The organism is Lelliottia sp. RD5, assembly GCF_056032945.1.
Genome location: NZ_JBVYHQ010000008.1, coordinates 1 through 21,434 on the forward strand (window position 1 = coordinate 1; position 21,434 = coordinate 21,434).

General features: G+C 55.1%; 15 protein-coding genes. 12 read left to right on the top strand and 3 right to left on the bottom strand.

What is annotated here, in order from left to right; translation table 11 throughout:
• Nucleotides 1-153: 153 nt before the first annotated feature.
• The 9 genes from murB to AC0LWE_RS19570 all read left to right on the top strand — a co-directional run bounded on the left by murB (nt 154) and on the right by AC0LWE_RS19570 (nt 13,838).
• Nucleotides 154-1,182 carry a UDP-N-acetylmuramate dehydrogenase gene (gene murB / locus AC0LWE_RS19530; RefSeq protein ID WP_219347271.1) on the top strand — a complete coding sequence of 343 codons (1,029 nt, stop codon included), beginning with the start codon at nt 154-156 and terminating at the stop codon, nt 1,180-1,182.
• The gene (birA, locus tag AC0LWE_RS19535; protein ID WP_219347272.1) at nt 1,179-2,141 is read left to right on the top strand and encodes a bifunctional biotin--[acetyl-CoA-carboxylase] ligase/biotin operon repressor BirA; all 963 of its coding nucleotides are present in this window, start codon (nt 1,179-1,181) and stop codon (nt 2,139-2,141) included. The genes murB and birA overlap by 4 nt, the downstream gene beginning before the upstream one ends.
• Before the next feature lie 531 nt (nt 2,142-2,672).
• Nucleotides 2,673-3,197: a cellulose biosynthesis protein BcsO gene (gene bcsO / locus AC0LWE_RS19540; RefSeq protein ID WP_245004265.1), complete on the top strand. Its 525-nt coding sequence runs from the start codon at nt 2,673-2,675 to the stop codon at nt 3,195-3,197.
• Nucleotides 3,188-3,991 carry a cellulose biosynthesis protein BcsQ gene (gene bcsQ / locus AC0LWE_RS19545; RefSeq protein ID WP_015960901.1) on the top strand — a complete coding sequence of 268 codons (804 nt, stop codon included), beginning with the start codon at nt 3,188-3,190 and terminating at the stop codon, nt 3,989-3,991. The genes bcsO and bcsQ (AC0LWE_RS19545) overlap by 10 nt, the downstream gene beginning before the upstream one ends.
• A gap of 18 nt (nt 3,992-4,009) precedes the next feature.
• Entirely contained in the window at nt 4,010-6,109 is a 2,100-nt protein-coding gene (gene bcsA / locus AC0LWE_RS19550; RefSeq protein WP_059180400.1) for a UDP-forming cellulose synthase catalytic subunit, read from the top strand.
• The gene (gene bcsB, locus AC0LWE_RS19555) at nt 6,106-8,388 is read left to right on the top strand and encodes a cellulose biosynthesis cyclic di-GMP-binding regulatory protein BcsB (protein ID WP_219347274.1); all 2,283 of its coding nucleotides are present in this window, start codon (nt 6,106-6,108) and stop codon (nt 8,386-8,388) included. The genes bcsA (AC0LWE_RS19550) and bcsB overlap by 4 nt, the downstream gene beginning before the upstream one ends.
• Nucleotides 8,385-12,359 carry a cellulose biosynthesis protein BcsC gene (locus AC0LWE_RS19560; protein WP_219347275.1) on the top strand — a complete coding sequence of 1,325 codons (3,975 nt, stop codon included), beginning with the start codon at nt 8,385-8,387 and terminating at the stop codon, nt 12,357-12,359. Before bcsB ends, AC0LWE_RS19560 begins: the two co-directional genes overlap by 4 nt.
• Nucleotides 12,359-12,838, top strand: coding sequence for a cellulose biosynthesis protein BcsD (gene bcsD / locus AC0LWE_RS19565; RefSeq protein ID WP_059180397.1), 480 nt, complete (start codon nt 12,359-12,361; stop codon nt 12,836-12,838). The genes AC0LWE_RS19560 and bcsD overlap by 1 nt, the downstream gene beginning before the upstream one ends.
• A 7-nt stretch (nt 12,839-12,845) precedes the next feature.
• Entirely contained in the window at nt 12,846-13,838 is a 993-nt protein-coding gene (locus tag AC0LWE_RS19570) for a family 8 glycosyl hydrolase (RefSeq protein WP_131489365.1), read from the top strand.
• A 427-nt stretch (nt 13,839-14,265) separates the two neighbouring features.
• Here AC0LWE_RS19570 and bcsG read toward each other — a convergent pair whose 3' ends face one another.
• From bcsG to bcsE, 3 genes are read right to left on the bottom strand one after another with little or no spacing between them, the layout of a single operon-like run.
• Nucleotides 14,266-15,945, bottom strand: coding sequence for a cellulose biosynthesis protein BcsG (gene bcsG / locus AC0LWE_RS19575; protein ID WP_059180395.1), 1,680 nt, complete (start codon nt 15,943-15,945; stop codon nt 14,266-14,268).
• Complete coding sequence (gene bcsF / locus AC0LWE_RS19580) at nt 15,938-16,135, bottom strand: cellulose biosynthesis protein BcsF (protein WP_219347672.1); 198 nt, start codon at nt 16,133-16,135, stop codon at nt 15,938-15,940. Before bcsF ends, bcsG begins: the two co-directional genes overlap by 8 nt.
• The gene (bcsE, locus tag AC0LWE_RS19585; protein WP_174343494.1) at nt 16,129-17,691 is read right to left on the bottom strand and encodes a cellulose biosynthesis c-di-GMP-binding protein BcsE; all 1,563 of its coding nucleotides are present in this window, start codon (nt 17,689-17,691) and stop codon (nt 16,129-16,131) included. The genes bcsF and bcsE overlap by 7 nt, the downstream gene beginning before the upstream one ends.
• 175 nt (nt 17,692-17,866) lie before the next feature.
• Between bcsE and bcsR the strand changes: the two genes are divergently transcribed.
• From bcsR to bcsA (AC0LWE_RS19600), 3 genes are read left to right on the top strand one after another with little or no spacing between them, the layout of a single operon-like run.
• Nucleotides 17,867-18,055 (top strand): cellulose biosynthesis protein BcsR, encoded by a 189-nt coding sequence (gene bcsR / locus AC0LWE_RS19590; RefSeq protein WP_059180392.1) that lies wholly within the window; start codon nt 17,867-17,869, stop codon nt 18,053-18,055.
• Nucleotides 18,056-18,066: 11 nt separating this feature from the next.
• Nucleotides 18,067-18,819: a cellulose biosynthesis protein BcsQ gene (bcsQ, locus tag AC0LWE_RS19595; RefSeq protein WP_219347276.1), complete on the top strand. Its 753-nt coding sequence runs from the start codon at nt 18,067-18,069 to the stop codon at nt 18,817-18,819.
• Nucleotides 18,816-21,434 (top strand): UDP-forming cellulose synthase catalytic subunit, encoded by a 2,619-nt coding sequence (gene bcsA / locus AC0LWE_RS19600; RefSeq protein WP_059180390.1) that lies wholly within the window; start codon nt 18,816-18,818, stop codon nt 21,432-21,434. The genes bcsQ (AC0LWE_RS19595) and bcsA (AC0LWE_RS19600) overlap by 4 nt, the downstream gene beginning before the upstream one ends.

Here is a 21,434-nt window from a genome sequence, read left to right on the forward strand (position 1 = left end):
CAGGCATCAATAAAGAAGAACCCCGGTCCGCAAGGTCCGGGGTTTTTTGCTTGTGACATTATGTAAGATCTCAGACTCCCTCCTGCCAAACTAATCCCCAATCGACTCACATATACGGTAAACTATCGCAGAAATTGCATCAGGATAGCGTCTATGAATCATAACCTTAAGCCCTGGAATACCTTTGGTATTCAAAGAATTGCCGATAACATTGTACGTGCCGAGAATACTCACCAACTTCTTGATGCGTGGAACACGGCGACTGAAAATCATCAACCTGTTCTGATCCTGGGTGAAGGAAGTAACGTCCTTTTTCTTGATGATTTTGCCGGTACAGTCATTATTAACCGCATTATGGGCATTGAGATTAGTGAAACGGATGAGAGCTGGCACCTGCATGTAGGCGCGGGGGAAAACTGGCATAAACTGGTGCAATTCACGCTTGAAAAAGGGATGGCAGGGCTGGAAAACCTGGCGCTGATTCCTGGCTGCGTTGGCTCTTCCCCCATTCAGAATATTGGTGCTTATGGCATTGAACTTAAACATGTTTGTGACTATGTCGACTGCATCGAATTGGCGACCGGAAAAGCGAGCCGCCTGACCGCAGAACAGTGCCATTTTGGTTATCGAGACAGTATTTTCAAGCATGAGTATCAGGATCGCTATGTCATCGTGTCCGTGGGTTTGCGCCTCGCAAAACGCTGGCAGCCAGTATTAACCTACGGTGATTTAACCCGTCTTGATCCGACAAAAGTCACTGCGCGTGAAGTTTTCGACGCTGTATGTCATATGCGGATGACGAAACTTCCCGATCCTAAAGTGAATGGAAATGCCGGTAGTTTCTTCAAAAACCCCGTTATTAGCGGCGAATCGGCAAAAACGTTGCTCGCAGAATGGCCCAACGTACCGCATTACCCGCAGGCAGACGGGGGGGTGAAACTGGCTGCTGGATGGCTTATCGATCGGTGTCAGCTCAAGGGTTCGGTAAAAGGGGGGGCAGCGGTGCATCGTCAGCAGGCTCTGGTGCTGATCAATGAAAATAATGCGACCAGCGAAGATGTCGTCGCTCTGGCCCATTATGTTCGTCAATGTGTTGGCGATAAATTCGGTGTTTGGCTTGAGCCAGAGGTCCGTTTTATCGGGCCTACGGGTGAAGTAAATGCCGTGGAGACGATTGCGTGAGAGATAATACCGTTCCATTAACGCTGATTAGCATTCTTGCTGATGGTGAATTCCACTCGGGCGAACAACTGGGCGAACGCTTGGGCATGAGTCGTGCAGCGATCAATAAGCACATTCAGACCCTGCGCGACTGGGGTGTTGATGTTTTCACTGTACCCGGCAAAGGCTATAGTTTGCCGGAACCTATTCAGCTATTGGATGAAAATGTCATTCGCAGCCAGTTGAAGCAGGGAAAAGTGACCGTACTGCCGGTCATCGACTCCACAAATCAGTATTTGTTAGACCGAATTAATGAACTGAACTCTGGTGATAGCTGCGTCGCTGAATATCAGCAGGCGGGTCGGGGACGTCGAGGACGCAAGTGGTTCTCACCGTTTGGCGCAAATCTCTATCTCTCTATGTTCTGGCGTCTTGAACAAGGTCCGGCTGCCGCCATCGGTTTAAGTCTGGTGATCGGCATCGTGATTGCCGAAGTATTGCACAGTCTGGGCGCGGATAAAGTACGTGTAAAATGGCCTAACGATCTTTATCTCAACGATCGGAAACTTGCAGGTATTTTGGTCGAAATGACGGGAAAAACCGGCGATGCAGCACAGATCGTGATCGGTGCCGGTCTCAATATGGTCATGCGCAACGTGCAGGCGGACGTCGTCAATCAGGGTTGGATAACGCTCCAGGAAGCGGGTGTGACTATTGATCGTAATATTCTTGCTGTGCGTCTAATTAAAGAATTACGTCAATCATTAATGCTTTTTGAACAAGAAGGGCTTTCGCCGTTCCTGGGTCGTTGGGAAAAGCTGGATAATTTTATTCATCGCCCGGTGAAACTGATTATTGGTGATAAGGAAATCTTTGGCACTTCACGTGGCATCGATGCTCAAGGTGCTCTCTTGCTTGAACAGGAGGGTATTTTAAAGCCGTGGGTGGGTGGCGAAATCTCACTGCGAAGCGCAGAATAACCTAAGGGAGCCAACGGCTCCCTTTTTTGTGCGCGCGTATATTACCCCCCCCTAAAGTAGTAGGCCTTGAAAGAATATTAGTAAGAATAAGGAGTTAACGAAAGTCGGCAAAAATTAACGACGAAAAAGTATTTCTAAATATTTCTCAGGGTAACTTTTTATTAAAACAGGAATCACATTAAGTAGATATAAAATCCATTTAACCATTTTTAATCGATATTTAAATCTGGATTTTAACTTATTCGTTGAATTTTAAATCTGTAAATTACCTTTAGTTAAGTTAATGAGCTCACCGTGTTTTTTTCGTTCAAAAACAGTTAGCATGTGTCGAGTCGATGTTTACTGTTAAGTCGTAAATAAACACTCCGGCATTAAACCCATAATTTAAGCATGCCCATAATAAACGTTCAGTTAACTCTGCAACGTCACTGTACACCTACACCTGAATAAAACTCGTCTGTCGATCGTAAATGGCCACGTGAGTCAAACTGTGGTGTGTACATTATGTATTTGTAAATCATGAGTATAACTATGAATCACTATGATGATTTGCAGCGATTTAAGGACAAAACGCGCAATCAGGCGCTCGATTTTAAAGACTTCTCAGGACAAACTCAGGGGAGCGAGCAAGGAAGTTGGGCCATTCTTAATCAACTTCTTCCTGCAACGGAAACAAATGCCCTTGCCGTTGGGGGACACGTCTCTTTACCCATTCCACAACCCGTCACGCCTGAAGCATTTGCACTGACGGATGCTGCCTTCGTGCCCGACAAGGTTGCGATTGAGACGGTGTCTCATGATGCCTCTTCGATATTAAATGACGTTGCCGAGCAGCTTGCCGCAACGCCTGACACACTCTCTGTAGCACCTGCACCTGCACCTGCACCTGCACCTGCACCTGCACCTGCACCAGAATCGGTTCGTGCCGTTATGCCTGCTCCGGCTGAGGTGAATTTCTCGCGTCTGTTTGCACCTGCGACGAACACCCCGACGCCTACCGCTGAAAAAAATCAGCCCCTGAATTCCCTGCTGGAAAGGATCGCCACATGCCGTTAGTTTGCATTTGTTCGCCAAAAGGCGGCGTGGGTAAGACGACCATGACCGCAAATCTGGCTTATGCGCTCGCGCGCTCGGGAAGTAAGGTTTTAGCGCTGGATTTCGATGTGCAAAATGCGTTACGCCTGCATTTTGGTGTGCCGCTTTCTGACACCCGTGGCTACGTTGCCAGAGCAGCAGAATCCTCCGACTGGAGCCAGTTTGTGCTCACAGCCGGTGGAAACTTATTTGTGTTGCCGTACGGCGATGCCACCGAACCGCAACGCATGGCGTTTGAAGAACGACTCACACATGATGAGCATTTCCTCACGCGCGGTTTAAGCACCCTTTTGAATTATCCTGGGTTGATTATTATTGCCGATTTCCCACCGGGACCGTCGCCAGCCTTAAAAGCGATGTCACGCCTGGCGGATCTGCACTTGATTACGCTGATGGCAGACACCGCTTCACTCTCCCTGTTGCCGCAAATTGAAAATCAACGCCTGACGGGCGGCGCGCTCAATCACAAAGCCGGGCACTACTTTATCCTCAATCAAAGCGACAACCGTCGACAGATCAGTCGTGATGTCACAGCCTTTGTTGAAAATAAACTTGGCGACAAATTGCTGGGTGTTGTACACCGCGACGAAAGCGTTGGCGAAGCCAATGCCTCCCAACAGTCCGTATTTGACTTCAGTCCGGCATCCGCCGCGGCCTTCGACATTGAGCTTATTGCCAAAAAAGTCGCGGGTATTCTTGGAGTGAAAGTAGGTGACGGCACTGTTCACACCCTTCCGCGTCATTCCGGGTTTTAAACTCAGGCAGAGCAACCTATGAAAAAGTTTCTATTTATTTTGCTGGCCTTAGCAATGATTCCTGTTGCCTTGCTCATCATCATCACGCCGATGGACAGCCAGAAACAATATATCTTCGGCTTTATCAGTATTGGCCTTCTGTTTTTAATGGGCTTTAGTAAAAGACGCAGCATTTCTGTAATTATGGTGGTGATGTCATTATTGATGTCGACCCGCTATATGTATTTCCGCCTCACGCAAACCCTGCATTTTAATTCTGAGATTGAAACAATACTCGGGATGGGGTTATTTCTGGCGGAAGTCTACGTCTGGGTGCTCTTGCTGCTCAACTATCTGCAAACCATCTGGCCGCTAAAGCGTGAAATTGTCCCGCTGCCCGACGATATGTCGAAATGGCCAACGGTTGACGTCTACATCCCAACCTATAACGAATCGCTGGACGTGGTGCGCGATACGGTGCTGGCCGCGCAGTGTATCGACTACCCGCGCGACAAAATGAAGATTTACCTGCTCGATGACGGGAAGCGCCGCGAGTTTGCCGTCTTCGCGGCAGACGTTGGCGTGGGTTATATCACCCGTAACGACAACTCCCACGCGAAAGCGGGCAACCTGAACCATGCGATGAAACTGACGCAGGGTGAGCTTATCACGGTGTTTGACTGTGACCACGTTGCCACGCGTATTTTCCTGCAAGCTACCGTGGGCGGGTTCCTGAAAGATCCCAAGCTGGCACTGGTGCAAACGCCGCACTATTTCTACTCGCCGGATCCGTTCGAACGTAACCTCTCCGTCGGGCGCAATATCCCGAATGAAGGGACACTGTTCTACGGCCCCATCCAGCAGGGTAACGACAACTGGAACGCCACGTTCTTCTGCGGCTCCTGTGCGGTTATCCGCCGTAGCGCATTGGAAGAGATTGGCGGCTTCGCCGTGGAAACCGTCACCGAAGATGCCCACACCGCGCTGAAAATGCAGCGTCTCGGCTGGAAATCCGCGTTTCTTGATATCCCCCTGGCCGCCGGTCTTGCTACCGAACGTCTGGTGCTGCACGTCATCCAGCGAACCCGCTGGGCACGCGGCATGACGCAAATTTTCCGTCTGGATAACCCGCTGTTAGGCCGTGGGCTGACGATTCAGCAGCGCCTGTGCTACCTCAGCGCCATGCTCTACTATCAGTTCGCGCTGCCGCGTATCGCATTCTTAACCGCGCCGCTGGCCTATCTGCTGTTCAACCTCAACATCATTCACTCGTCGGCGGGTCTGGTGTTTGCCTATGCGCTGCCGCACCTGTTCCTGGCGATTTACCTCAACTCGCGGATGAACGGACGCTATCGCTACAGCTTCTGGGGCGAAATCTACGATTTGGTGCTGGCGTTCCATCTGGTATTGCCAACTGCCGTGACCATGATTTTCCCGAAGCGCGGCAAGTTCAACGTGACGGATAAAGGGGCGCTGCTTAACGTCGGCTACTTCGATTTCCGGGTCGTGCGCCCGCATCTGGTGATCGCCATTTTGCTGGCTATCGGCGTCATCGCCGGTATCGTTCGCGCGTGTGCCCACGACTACTACGGCGTCGATCCCAGCGTTATCGCGCTCAACGTCGGTTGGGGACTTTACAGCCTGATCTTCCTGCTGGCGGCGATTGCCGTCGCCCGTGAAACGCGCCAGACGCGCAAAACCATTCGTATCGACGTCAAAATCCCGGTGCTGATTCACTACGCCAGCGGGATCTCTTCCCGCAGCCAGACGGCGGATTTATCGATGGGCGGTTGCCGCATCGAACTGCCGGATGATCGCCATCTGACGGATGAAATCGAAGAGGTGGAACTGCTGCTGCAATCGGGTGCGATTAGCATTCCGGTGAAAGTGGTCGCTACTGACGAAGAGTATATCCGCCTGATGTTTGAAGATATTCCGCTGGCGCGCCGCCGTGAACTGGTGCGCGTGGTATTGGCTCGCGCTGATGCGTGGATCCAGCCGCCAAAACCGCAGGACAATCCGTTCCGCTCGCTGCTGACCATCGTGCGCTGCGTCTTTGATCTCTTCTGGCTGACGTGGAAAACGCGCCGGGAGAACCGCCGTGCGCAAGCGCAAGTGCAGGAGGACGGCAACGTATGAAGCACCTGACAAAACTCACTCTGCTGGCGGCGTCGTTATTTGCGCTGCCGCTGCATAGCGAAGAAACCTCTGTTGAGGCGCTCTTGCCGGTAGAAATGCCCGCGCCGACCACACCGGTGCTGGCGAATTTTGTGCCGTCCACGGTAAACAGTATCAGCGTGGCGCAGATGGGCCAGCCGCAGGGCCTGGTGCTGAGCGGCGGCCAGTTACAGGGCGGGATGAACTTCACTCTCCCGGTCGATCAGGTCATCACGAATGCGCAACTCTCGTTGAATCTGAAAGTCTCTCCGGCAATGGCAACGCGCAACGCCACCATGCAACTGATGCTCAACGGTCAGCCACTTGGCACCGTGCCGCTGGGGGCGGCAGACAGCGATGTGTCTCGCTTCCAGCTTGATATCCCCGCTGCCCTGTTGGTGTCCAGCAACAGCCTGAGCTTCAAGATTAACGATGGCGATGCGATGCAGTGCCAGCGCGATCTGTCTGAAAAATACCGCGTCACGATCCTACCGGACTCTCGCTTTGATTTGGAAGGCCAGCAGCTCGATATCGGCTCGGATCTCAGCCATTTCCCGCGCCCGTTCTTTGATTCGATGCAGATGACGCCGGCCACCATTGCTTTCGCCTTTGGCCCCACGCTCAGCAGCGATACGCTCAGCGCAGCGGCATCGATCTCCTCCTGGCTCGGCATTCAGGCAGATTATCGCGGCGTCTCATTTGCCGCGCTGCACGACACGCTGCCAGAGAAAAACGGCATTCTGATTGGCCATCCCGGTGAGAAAATTGGCGGCCTGACGCTGCCGCAGTCTTCTCAGCCGATGCTGCAGGTTATCGATAACCCGGCGAACCCGGTTTATAAACTGCTGCTGATCGTCGGTAACGACGACGCGGCGCTGCGCACCGCCGCATGGCGACTGACGCGGGGCAACTTCACGCAGCAAACCGCCAGCATGACGATCCCCACGCAGACGATCCCGGCCAGCAAGCCTTACGACGCGCCGCGCTGGATCCCAACCGATCGGCCGGTGAAGCTCTCTGAGCTGATCCGCAAGGATCAAAGTCTGACCGTCACCGGGATCTGGCATGCGCCGCTGCGCGTAGCCTTCCGCGCCGCGCCGGATCTGTTCCTGTGGGACGGCGAAACCATTCCGCTGCATATCGGCTACCGTTTCCCGACCGAAAGCTGGATCGATGAAAACAAGTCCTGGCTGAGCATGACCATGAATGACACGTTCCTGCACAACCTGCCGGTCAACAAGCAGGGCGCGCTGGAAACGCTGTGGCACAAAGTCGGTGGCGATGCACGGCAGGAGAAATTCGACATGCCGCTTGAGCCGTACATGATTTACGGCGACAACCAGCTGTCGCTCTATTTCAACATCACGGCGAAAGAGAACGCGCCGTGTAGCGTGCTGATGAACAACAACATCAAGAGCCGCATCGACGAAGATTCGTGGATCGATCTGAGCCACACGCGCCACTTCTCGCTTCTGCCGAATCTTTCCTATTTTGTCGGCGCATCCTTCCCGTTCACGCGTCTGGCCGACTATTCGCAAACCGTTCTGCTGCTGCCTGAACAGCCGACCGAAACGCAAATAGCTACGCTGCTGGATATGGCAGCGCGTTCCGGCAATGCCACCGGCACGGCGCTGTATAACAACCGCGTGGTGCTCGGCGTGCCGACAGCCGGTGGCAATCTGGAGCTGCTGCGTACGCGCGATGTTCTGGCGGTCAGCGGCATGGCGCAGCACGACTTTAACCAGGCGCTGTTGAGCGGTTCGCCGTTTACCTCCCATGACAACACGCTGGGCGTTCGCACCCCGTCAACCTGGCAGAAACTGCAACGCTGGCTGGCGGGCGACTGGACCTCCGATGGCGTCGAAGCCGATCGCTATTTCTCCTCGAACGAAGCCTGGCGCGGGTTTGTCAGTTTCCGTTCCCCGTGGAGCAGCGATCGTCTGGTGGTGATGGCGCTCGGCAGTAACGACGAGCAGTTAGCCCGTCTGCATGACGATTTAACCTCCGCGCGCATCAACGCCGGGATTCGCGGTGACGCGGCCATTATCACCAACGAAAACGGCGTACGCAGCTTCCGCGTGGGGTCGCAGTTCCCGAGCGGCGAAATGCCGACCCAGATGATGATTGTCTGGTACGCCAACCAGCACTCGGCGCTGCTGGCGATTCTGGGACTGATCATGAGTACGCTTTGCGGGTTGGGGCTGTATGCCTGGCTGAAAAAGCGCGCGCGTAAGCGTTTGAATCCGGAGACGGGAAAGTGAAAAAAATAACCATTAAATCGGCAATCTGTCTCTCCGGCGTGCTGGCGTTTGGATCGGCGGCTTATGCGGCGCAAAACGATGCGGCGCTGAAAGCGTTGTTCGACCAGGCCAACTACTGGCACGAAAAATCCCACGATGACTTGGCGAGCGAATCGCTCAAAAAGGTGTTGATGGTTGATGCCAACAACACGCAAGCGCTGTATCTGATGGCCTTGTGGGCGCAGCAAAACGGTGATTTACAGGGCGCGGCGCAGTGGCGTGCGCGGCTGGCAAAAGTCTCGCCGGGCGATGCGAGTTTGCAATCGCTGGATAATGCCAAACAGATGACGCAAGTCCCGCAGGGCACGCTGACGCTGGCGCGTCAGCAGGCGCGGAGCGGTAATATTCCCGCCGCGCTGGCGACCTGGAAAACGCTATTTAGCGGTGACACGCCGCCTGCGAGCCTGGCGCCCGAGTACTACCAGACCATGGGTAGCGATAAATCGCGCTATCCGCAGGCACTCGCGGAATTACAGCGCTTTGCGGCGCAAAACCCGCAGGACAACGCCGCGCGCGTAGCGTTGGGCAAAATGCTGACCTGGCAGGAAAGCACGCGCCGCGACGGGATTACCCAGCTCCAACAGATGGCGAGTGGCAGCAAAGATGCGGATGCAGGCTTGCGTCAGGCGCTGCTGTGGCTGGGACCCAAAGCGGGTGACGAGCAGTTCTACGACACCTGGCTGCAGCGTCATCCGCAGGACAGCGAAGTGCAGGCATACTATCGCAAAAATATTGGCGGTGCCGCGAAAGGTGAAGGGTATACCGCGCTGAACAGCGGCAATACCGATGCGGCAAAACGTCAGTTTGAGCAGGTGCTACAAACCAACCCGCAGGATGCTGACGCGCTGGCAGGAATGGGGTATATCGCTCAGCGCAGCGGTGACTATCAGGCGGCCGCGCAATATCTCGGACGCGCCGCCAGCCAGGGCGGGGACGCATCAACGGAGCGCCAAGCGCAGGCCGACGACGCTGCATTTTACGGTCAACTCGCCCAGGCGCAGCAGGCGCTGAAAGAGGGCAACGTCAGCCAGGCGCTGGCGCTCTCTGCGCCGCTGGTGCAGCAAAGTGGCGAACGTGGAACGGCGGCCAAACTGTTCCGCGCCGATGTGCTGCGCCACAACAAGGATTATCCGCAGGCCGAACAGACGCTGCGTGAGTTGATTAACCAGCAGCCGCAAAACGGCGCGGCGCGGGAAAACCTCTATTACGTTCTGAAAGAGCAGAACAAAACGGAAGACGCACAGGCGATGCTGCGCACGTTGCCAGCGAGTTTGCAGGCGAAGCTCCAGCCGCGTGTGGTGGCGGGTTTGCCGGGCGATCCGATTCGTCGTCAGGCGCAGCAGGCAGCGGCCAGCGGCAATACCGAACAGGCCATCGGCATTCTGCGTCAGGGCATTGCGCGTTTACCGGATGACCCATGGTTACGTCTCGATCTGGCGCGTTTGCTGCAAAAATCAGGCGCGGATGGCGAAGCGGCGGCGGTGATGCAACCCGCATCCCGTCCGGGGGCTGGCGCAAGTTCCCTGTACGCGGCGGCGTTATTTGCCAGTGAAAGTGGGGCATGGCAGCAATCACAAACCCTTCTGTCGCGTATTTCTCCTGCAAGCCAGACGCCGCAAATGCGCGAGCTGGCGCAGCGCGTGAATACCAATCTGCAAATGGCGACGGCCGAACGCTATCTGGCGCAGGGGAATTCTGTGGCAGCGGCGAACACGCTTAAAACGCTGTCAGCGCGTCCGCCGGAAAGCCCGGCAGATGCGGGCAAACTGGCGCGAATGCTGGCGCAAAGCGGCGATCTCACTACCGCCGTGTCGGTGGTGCGCAGCAATATGCGTGAGGGCGTGCAGGGGAACGCGGGCGATTATGCCGATCAGGTCGCGGTGCTGAATCAGGCCGGATTGAACGGCGAAGCGCAGAGTTTCCTGTCGAATCCTGAATTGCTCTCGCGTAGCACGCCAACGCAGCTTGCGGGCGTGCGTAACGGCTATGTGATCAACGAAGCGGATCAGCTTCGTGAGCAGGGCAACTATGCGGCAGCGTACGACAAGCTGATTCGCGCCCTGCAAAGCGATCCGCAAAATACCGATCTGATGTTTGCGATGGCGCGTCTGTATCAGACCGGCAAAATGAACAAAGAAGCGGGCGTGGTTTACGACTACCTGATGACGCGGGACACGCCAACTCAGGACGCTCGCGTGGGCGCAATCGATGTGGCGCTGGCAGAAGATAATGTGGCCAAAGCGAAACAGCTCGCCAACGGCCTGCAAAGCGATACGTCGCCGCAGCGTCTGATTTTACTGGCACGCCTGGAAGAGGCGCAGGGCAATCATCAGCAGGCGATGACTTATCTGCGCAGCGCGCGCGGCAAGCTGCTGGGGCTGCAATCGACCAACAGCTCTGCGACACCGACTATGGGCGGCCTGCTGCTGGCGGATAATCCGTTCGTCACGACCAGCCGTTCGTCACAGGCGATTGGCGCGACAACGTCCAGCGACAGCGCATTGCCGTGGCAACTGGCGCAAACCGCACGGGAACCGGGCACGACGCTTCCGGGTACGATGCGTACCGATTTGCCGCAGGAGACGGCCCAAAGCCGCGCGCTGCGTCAGGTGGACGACATGATGCAGCGGATGGACGAACAGACCGGCATGTGGCTGCAGGGCGGCGTCGAAGTGCGCGGTCGCGATGGCGAATCGGGCACCAGCAAACTGACCGAAGCCAAAGCCCCGCTGACCTGGTCCAGCTCGCCGTTTGGTGAGTCGCGTTTCGAGTTTACCGCCACACCGGTGACGCTGAGTGCGGGTAGCGCCAGCGGTGACGCGTGGCGTCGCTACGGCACCAATCCGCTGGCGAATGCGCTCAGCAACGTCAGTACGGCGGTGAATGCAGCGCTCAATGACAAGGTTAACGGACCAGCATTTACCGATCTTAGCGCCTATCAAGACGCATCGAATTTCACGCCGTTCACTGAGCCTGGCTATGAGCGTTTCGATCGCTTGCTGAATTCTCCGCAACTCACCGCGCTAAGTCAGTCGACCTACAAGCCCAATTCCGGCGAGAAAATCTCTGAGTCAACCGACTCGCAAAAAGCCAACGGCGTCGAGCTGAATATGGCGTTGAGCGGCAAAGACTACAAGCTGGATATTGGTAGCACACCGCTGGGGCAAGATCTCAGCACGTTGGTGGGGGGCGTGAAATGGTCGCCGAAACTAACGGATTATTTGTCGGTCATTCTGACGGGCGAACGCCGCGCGGTGACCGACAGCCTGCTTTCTTACGTGGGGATGAAAGACAAATATTCTGGCGAAACCTGGGGGCGGGTGACCAAAAACGGCGGCACCGCGCAGCTGAGCTTTGATGACGGCGATGCTGGTTTCTACGTCGGCGGCGGCGGTTACAGCTACCTTGGCGAGAACGTTGCCAGTAACACCAGCATCAACGCCAATGCGGGCGTGTATGTGCGCCCTTATCACGACGATTTCCGTCAGGTTCAAACGGGGATCAGTATCGGCTGGATGGATTTCTCGAAAAACCTCAGCCAGTTCACGATGGGTCAGGGCGGCTATTTCAGCCCGCAAAACTACGTGAGCGTCTCGCTGCCCGTCGATTATTCGCAGAAGTTTGATAACTGGAAGCTGAATCTCGGCGGTTCCGTGGGCTATCAGTCTTACAGCCAGGACAGCAGCGATTACTTCCCGGACAGCCCTGACGCTCAGAAAGCGTTAGAAGTGTTGGCGAATCGTGGGTTTACCAAAGAGGCTCAGTACAAAGGCACTTCCGAAAACGGCATTGGCTATACGATGCGCGCTGGCGTGGATTACAACGTCAACAAAGACATGACCATCGGCGGCAAAGTGGGTTATGACACCTTTGGCAGCTATAACGAAAGTACAGCGGGGCTCTATTTCCGCTACATGCTGGGAGAAAAATAATGACAACGACACTGGAAAACCCTGCGCTATTGGGTTGGTTTCGCGGACAGCAAACGCCGGAAGGGTGGTTTGATCTGCTGGCGCTGATTGTGGACGGCATGGTGCGCAACGTGGGCGAACTGGAGAGCCAGCCGTTCTTACGCCAGATGGGTATCGCGCTGGCCGATCAGTATCCACTCCCGCCATCCGAAACCGTGGGTGAACTCGAAGCGAATATCAACGCGCAACTGGCGCGTTTTGGCTGGGGATGTGTGGAGATCGAAACCAGCGATACCGATCTTACGCTGCGTCATCAGGCCCTGCCGGTGAGCCGGATTGACGAGCAGCAAAGCCGCTGGTGCCATGCCTTCTGTGCAATACTGGAAGGGCTTTATGTTCGCTGGATGCAGGGGCAGGGCGGAAAAGCGCACGTGACGGTGAGTCGCGAGCGTCTTTTTTCCCTTTCAGACGTGCAGTTCCGTTACCACAACCCACAATGAGCTAATTATGCGTAAGCCCGCATGCGCCGCACTGGCGGTCATGATGACTGTGATGTTTTCCCCGTTCTCTCAGGCCGGACAGGCCTGGGAGAGTTATAAAGCGCGCTTTTTGATGCCGGATGGCCGGATTGTCGATACCGGCAACGGCAACGTTTCCCACACCGAAGGGCAAGGCTTTGCCATGCTGATGGCGGTCGCGAGCGACGACAAAACGGCGTTCGACAAGCTTTGGCAGTGGACGGACAGTACGTTGAAAAACAAAAGCAACGGCCTGTTTTATTGGCGCTACAATCCGGTCCTGCCGGACCCGATTCCTGACAAAAATAACGCCTCCGATGGCGACGCGCTGATCGCCTGGGCGTTATTAAAAGCGGACGCGCGCTGGCATGATGCGCGTTACAGTCAGGCATCTGATGCGATCACCAAATCGCTGGTGGCGCGCACGGTTATTCACTATGCGGGCTACCGCGTGATGCTGCCGGGCGCGCAGGGATTCAATCTCAACAGCGAAGTGATTCTGAATCCGTCGTACTTTATTTTCCCAGCCTGGCAGGCCTTCGCCGATCGCAGCCATTTGCAGGTGTGGCGCGAGCTGATTCAGGATGGACACAAGGTGCTGGGCAAAATGGGTACGGGGACGGCGAATTTGCCGACCGACTGGATGTCACTGGCGGCGGGCGGCAAGCTGACCCCCGCCAACGCCTGGCCGCCGCGCATGAGCTATGATGCGATCCGTATTCCGCTGTATATCCACTGGTCGAGTCCGCAAAGTCCGTCACTGACGCCATGGCGCAGCTGGTTTGGACAGTTTAGCCGCGAGAAAACCCCTGCCTGGGTGAATGTCACGACCAATGAATACGCGCCTTACATGATGCAAGGCGGGTTGCTGGCAGTGCGTGATTTAACGATGGGGCAATCCACTGGCGAACCGGATATCACCGCGATGGATGATTATTATTCGGCGAGTCTGAAGATGTTGGTGTGGTTGGCGGAGCAGTAGTAACGTTTTCTCCTCGCGAGGGGGATATGCGGCTCAGTGGATTGTTCCGTTCACTTCCAGTTTCGTGCTTTTCTATCAATCCTGAACCGGTGAACGTGCCAGGGTGGCTCAATCGCCACCACCCTGGCAACCCCGGCTCCCGGCAAGAAAATCGCCGCTACGCGATTCCCTCAGCTTCTCCCTTCAGGCTTTCGGGCCGGGCGCGATCCTGCATCCTTGCAGGTCACGCCCTCGCCGCGCATCCCTGCGCGTCGTCCCGGCCTTACGGAAACGCTTCGGCGATTTACAGCCGGAAAAAGGCATGGCTTTGGTTTTTTTACCCCTATCAGCAAGGAAATCGCTGCACTGACAAACGGCACTGATTGTTCCCTCTCCCTAAATGGAGAGGGCGTTTTTGCAGCAATCGACAGCCATAAGTGGAAAGCGCTTACTGCGGATACGGCACCCAATCCCCGCCATTCAACCGCACGTAGGGTTTATCCTGGTACTGAATCACTACCGCGTTGGCGTTCTCGGACACTTCCGCCGTCTGCGGCAAACCGCTGGTGAGCTGATTCCAGTTCACGCTGTCCTCCACAAACAGCTTTCCGTCCACTGCACGCGCCACCAGTTCTGAAATCGCCAGATAGCTGCTCGGCTGGGTAATCTCAATCGGCGCACCCTGATGCGGTGCTTTCATGCCAAAGAATTTAATCCCGGCCGGCACGTTGGTGATCGACGGGCTTGGAATATCGCGCAGACCAGACACCTGCATTCTGTCGCCTTTCAGCGCGCCGCCATGTTCCGGCACAACGACAACCATCACCTTACGGCCAGATTTTTCCAGCTCGGTAAAGAAGGCATCCAGCTCATCGAAGAACTTCTGCGCGCGCACTTTGTAATCCGCCGTTTTGCTCACGCCCGGATAGTGGTTCCCGTCGTGCAGCGGCAGGGTGTTATAGAATGTCGCGCTGCGGGCGTTATCGTCCTTACCGACCGTTTGCAGCCAGCGTTGCAGCACGGCGGTATCGTCGTATACCGGCGAGCCGTCAAAGCCCAGCAGCGGAACCGGCAGACCTGTTTGATCCATCAGCGGCGCATGCATGCCGCCGTTTTCACGCACTTCTTTCAGGAAGCCGCCGAAAATACCGTTATGACCGAGCATCAGGTGCTGAGAGAAGCCCAGTTTTTCAAGGTTATCGAACAAATAACACTGGTTGCCTGCGGGTTGATACAGGTTCTTATGCGACGGCTGGCCGCAGCTTGCGCGCAGCAAACGAATCGCCGCCGGACCGCTGTACGAGGTGGCCGAGTTGAAGTCTTTGAATTGAATATCGAAATGCGACCACAGCGGATGCGACATCAAACCGGCGGCTTCCACGTCCGCCCACGAAAGGGAGCAGATGTTAATCACCAGCAGTTCAAAAGGCTGCGCATCGGCCGGTAACGCATCCGGGAATTTGGTCTGGCGCTTGGCTTCTGCGTTATAAAAACTGGAAAGCCAGGCATTGAGATTGGTGTTGGTCGGCGGCGCGGTTTGTGACGGGATATCACCAATGACCGGCGTGGCTCCGGCAGTGGCGACGGTAGGTGCTGCCGTACCGCCCGTGGTGGTGACCGTTTCTGTCGCTTGACCGGCTGGCCACAAAGAGAAGCTCGGACCGGCCAGCGTTAACACGTTCAGCCAGATCATTATCGCCACCACAAACACTGTGATGCGCAGCCATTGCGACAGGAAAAGCCACGCAATGAATAGCACGAAAATCGCGCCGATCATTTGCCAGTTAATAAACCGTTCGACCAGATCCTGAATATAGCCCGCGCTAAATCCCGCGACCTGCGAACCCTGGCTCATGATGCTTTCCGGACCTGGCAGCCAGGTATCGTGCCAGAACAGCGCAAAACCAATCGGGATGGCTATCCAGTGACGCAGGCGGTGCAGCTTCAGGTTGGGGATTGGCATCAGCAAAAATGCCATAAACACCAGGTTTAGCAGCGGGTGGAAATTCAGATAGCCCGCCCACAGCAAACCAAACTTCACCAGAAAGTAGAAGTTCCAGCCGGAAAGGCCGCGCCAGTATTGCCAAAGCGGCGAAGGTGCCGAAGCAGTATAAGTAGAATTAGTCATGTTTTCGGTTTGCCTTGACGTGTGTAGCCCGTTTCAGTGTTCCTGCTGGTTTAACGTAGCGAGGTTTTGCAAACAGCAATCTCGTCGTATCACGAATACGGCGCAGCGAATGGCGTGCAAGGTAGCCAAGCGGGAAGAAAATGATCGCACAGACGACCACCAACTGAATGATATCGCTGTTATTCATGATGAAGCTCTCTCTTGGGCATCACTCAACAAACGAAGCGGCTCAGGGGTGCGACGCCAGGCGTGCCCGTCGTGCGTCGCATTCAGCACGGGTTTCGCATCGCTCGCCATCAGCAGCGGTTTGCCCCACTGCTCAGGTTCCAGCATTTGCATCTGCACGATTTCGGCGCTAATCAGATTGTCTTCGAACCAAATCATACGGTTCGAAAAGATATCGCCGGTCGGTAGCGGGAATATGTGGTTTAACGCGGTGTCCAGGTCGTTAACCCGGCAGAAGGATAAAAATAACACCAGACGATTATCGCCAATGGTCATGATATCGCCGGTACGGTTAGGGCGACACAGCGTCAGCGCCTGCTCAATACGAATGCCCGGAACCGGGCGCAGCGCGACCATCACGCCTTTACCATTTTCCGGCAACAGCGTGTTGCTCATCATATTGCTGACCGCTTCGCAGAAGGTGTCCCACTTCTGATAGCCGCGTAATTTCATCGGCTGAGTCATGGAAAGCAGCGTCGAAATGTCCTCCGGGACGTAGCGAGTAAACTGCTGGCCCTGAATACTTTCGATCAGCGTCAAACAGCGCGAAAGGGGCGCGTTCCACGGAATCACCATATTCGCCCCACAGCCAAGGAGCAGACGCTCATCGGTGGCGCGCAGGCTGGTGGTATTCTCACGCACTACGATTTTCAACGCGCTGCCGCGCTGACGGCGCAGGGTATGGATCTGCCGCGCCATCGCCTCAATTTGATTATTCTGAGTGAGAGAAAAAACAATCGTTGCAGCCTGGGTCGTGCGGGCCTCGTTAAACAAACCTTCGTTGGTTTCAAACAGCGACCAATATTCAGAAAGCGCAGGGGCACCTTCTAATACTGCAATGTGACTCAAAATGCGTTTTTCATCATTACGCGGTTGAACGACGGTTTCTTCCTGCCGCGCAACGTGCCACTCGCCATTATTATGCATAAGCGTGAGTTGTTGCCGCGCGCTTACGCCTTTTTCATTACACCAGAAGGCAATATCGTAAACATGGCTGTCGGCCTGATGGCGGATGCTGGCAAGACCAAAGAGAGAGCGATATTCACTCATTAAAAATGAGAACTGCTTATCATTATTACTGCCTGGGCTGATTACCAGCAGCGTACAATTTTGAACCCGCGCCCATTTATTGATCTTTTCCAGCCACAGACGCAATTTTTCTGAAGATATATTCTGCCAAAAATTATTCGTGCATTTGAGAACCACTAAATAATGTTCGGGGTCAATACTGCACTGAATATCGCGGGGCAAAAAGTATAGACCATCTTCTTCATGTGGCATCGAAAACAAGCGCACTTTATCGGGACCGTGCGTTTCATTGAGTCTGATGATTTTTTTAGGGTCTTCACCCATAGTGACAACGGCGACTTTTGCGCCCTTATCTTGTGCTGCAATTGTTTGATTCACCAGACTTATAGCATCGTCATTGCGATCCGTGCTAATCCACCAGACTCCGCCGGCTGGCATGTGGCGCAATTCATCCCACAATGACTGGATACCAACTGAAAATATGGGGTTCACAGTGTCCCTCTTGGCGTTTAATTTACCTGTATCTCAGTTTACTAGCGAAAGCGCAGAAATAAACCTAACATTGAAATTAAAGAGCATCAGATTTAGCATGTAAATGAATTTTCGCTGGCAGGAAGCCTTTCTACGTCCGTAGTTCGTTTGGTTTTAATAAAGGGATGAAACTAAAATGCATAATAATGACCCTGCAACGCCGGTTGATTCTAGCCTGGGGTACACATTCCAAAACGATTTTTTGGCGCTTAGCCAGGCATTTTCATTGCCAGAAATAGATTATACCGATATTTCCCAACGGGAACAGTTGGCGGCGGCGATTAAACGCTGGCCTTTATTAGCTGAATTTGCCCGTCAACAATAAGGGAGCCATTGATGGCCATACTCGGATTACAGGGCATTCGTGGCGGTGTGGGCACGACGTCTATCGCAGCGGCGCTGGGATGGTCATTACAGGTATTAGGTGAATCCGTCCTGGTTATTGATGCCTGCCCTGATAATTTGTTGCGCATGTCTTTTAACGTCGATTATGACGTGTCCGACGGCTGGGCGCGCGCGCTGCTTGATGGCCGCGACTGGCGTGACACCGCGCAACGTTATACCTCGCAGCTTGATATCTTGCCTTTTGGTCAACTGACCGTGAGCGAGATGGAATCGCTGCACACCCGTTTTGGTACGCTGGGATATTTTGCGGATGCCCTGCAACTGCTGCAGGAAAAAAGCCACTATCAGTGGATTTTGCTGGATCTGCCAAACGGCTTTTCGCCGCTGACTCGCCAGTTAATCGAACACTGCGACCATATGCTGACCATCGTCAATGCCGATGCCAATTGCCATATTCGCCTGCACCAACAGGCGCTGCCGGCGGGCGCACATATTCTGATCAATGATTTACGTATCGGCAGCCAAATTCAGGATGATTTGTATCAGGTGTGGCTGCAAAGCCAGCGCCGTCTGCTGCCGATGGCCATCCATCGTGACGAAGGGATGGCGGAATGTCTGGCATCAAAACAACCGTTGGGTGAATATCGCGGCGACTCGCTGGCAGCCGAAGAGATCCTTACGCTGGCCAACTGGTGTCTGCTGCACTATACCGGACTTCCTGAACCGGGCAGGAGCCATCCATGAGCCGCGTGTCCGCCTGGTTACTCATCCCGCCGGTTAGCGCCCGTTTAAGCGAGCGTTACCGGAATTACCGCCGTCATGGCGCGTCGTCTTTTAGCGCCGCGCTCGGCTGTTTCTGGATGGTCCTGGCCTGGATTTTTATCCCGCTCGAACACCCGCGCTGGCAGCATATTCGCGCACGCCATCGCGAACTGTATCCGCATCTCAATCCTGACCGGCCAAGGCCGTTAGATCCTGCGCGTTACGCGATTCAGGCCCTTTGGCTGATTGCCACGTCGGCTAAGAAAGAAAAAACAGAACCACGCTGGCGCGGTACGGGCGGGTTTAAGAATCTGCGTGGCCGTTACCATCAATGGCTCGAAAATCTGCCAGACCGCGTCAGAAATCAGACCCGTCATCTTGAGAGCGAAAAAGAGCTGGGGCATCTGCATCCCGGATTACGGCGCTTTATCCTGGGCGTTATCGTCGTTTTCTCGCTGATTCTGGCGCTGGTCTGCATCACCCAGCCGTTTAACCCGCTGGCGCAGTTTATCTTCCTGATACTGCTGTGGGGCGTGGCGCTGCTGGTGCGCCGCATTCCGGGGCGATTCTCGGCGATGATGCTGATTGTCCTGTCGCTGACTGTTTCCTGCCGCTACATCTGGTGGCGTTACACCTCCACGCTGAACTGGGACGATCCGGTAAGTCTGGTGTGTGGCCTGGTGCTGCTGTTTGCTGAAACCTACGCGTGGATTGTCCTGATTTTAGGGTATTTCCAGGTCGTATGGCCGCTGAATCGCCAGCCGGTTCCACTGCCGAAAGACACGCGTGTGTGGCCGACCGTCGATATTTTTGTTCCGACGTATAACGAAGATTTGAGCGTGGTGAAAAACACCATTTATGCTTCGCTGGGCATCGACTGGCCGAAAGACAAACTCAAAATCTGGCTCCTCGACGACGGCGGTCGCGAAGAGTTTCGCCACTTTGCGCAGAGCGTCGGGGTGGAATATATCGCCCGTACCACGCACGAGCATGCCAAAGCCGGGAACATCAACAATGCGCTGAAATACGCCACGGGTGAATTTGTCTCTATCTTCGACTGCGACCACGTCCCGACGCGCTCATTCCTGCAAATGACGATGGGATGGTTCCTGAAAGAGAAACAGCTGGCGATGATGCAGACGCCGCACCACTTCTTCTCTCCCGATCCGTTTGAACGCAATCTGGGGCGTTTTCGCAAAACGCCGAACGAAGGGACGCTTTTCTACGGGTTGGTGCAGGACGGTAACGACATGTGGGATGCCACGTTCTTCTGCGGCTCCTGCGCGGTGATTCGACGTGCTCCGCTGGACGAAATCGGCGGCATCGCGGTCGAAACCGTCACCGAAGATGCGCACACTTCGCTGCGTCTGCACCGTCGCGGCTATACCTCCGCGTATATGCGTATTCCGCAGGCGGCGGGGCTGGCGACCGAATCGCTGTCGGCGCACATTGGTCAACGTATTCGCTGGGCACGCGGGATGGTACAGATTTTCCGTCTCGATAACCCGCTGTTTGGCAAAGGGCTGAAGATGGCGCAGCGCCTGTGTTATCTCAACGCTATGTTCCATTTCTTATCCGGTATTCCGCGGCTGATCTTCCTGACCGCGCCGCTGGCCTTCCTGCTGCTGCATGCTTACATCATCTTCGCCCCGGCGTTGATGATCGCGCTGTTCGTGCTGCCGCACATGATCCACGCCAGCCTGACGAACTCAAAAATTCAGGGAAAATATCGCCATTCGTTCTGGAGTGAAATCTACGAAACGGTGCTGGCGTGGTACATCGCACCGCCGACGCTGGTGGCGCTGATCAACCCGCACAAAGGCAAATTTAACGTTACCGCCAAAGGTGGCCTGGTAGAGGAAGAGTACGTCGACTGGGTGATCTCCCGTCCGTACATTTTCCTCGTGCTGCTGAATATTGTCGGCGTGCTGGTGGGGATCTGGCGCTACTTCTACGGACCGGAAAGCGAAATGCTGACCGTGATCGTGAGCCTCGCGTGGGTCTTCTACAACCTGATTATCCTTGGCGGCGCGGTGGCGGTATCTGTGGAGAGTAAACAGGTGCGCCGCGCGCATCGCGTCGAAATCTCCATGCCTGCGGCGATTGCCCGCGAAGATGGGCATCTTTTCTCCTGCACCGTTCAGGACTTCTCGGACGGCGGTTTGGGCATCAAGATCAACGGCCAGGCAAAAGTGCTGGAGGGGCAAAAAGTGAAATTGCTGCTCAAGCGCGGCCAGCAGGAATATGTCTTCCCGACGCAGGTGGTCCGCGTTTTGGGGGATGAAGTTGGGCTGCAATTGATGCCGCTCACTAAGAAGCAACATATCGATTTTGTGCAGTGTACGTTTGCACGCGCGGATACGTGGGCGCTCTGGCAGGACAGCTTCCCGGAAGATAAACCACTGGAAAGTCTGCTGGATATTCTGAAGTTGGGGTTCCGTGGTTATCGCCACCTTGCAGAATTTGCTCCGCCGTCAGTGAAAATAATTTTCCGGTCACTTACCTCGCTGGTTTCCTGGGTGGTGTCGTTTATCCCTCGTCGTCCTGAGCGAGACGAGGCGATACAGCAACCGGACCCGGTTATGGCTCAACAATGA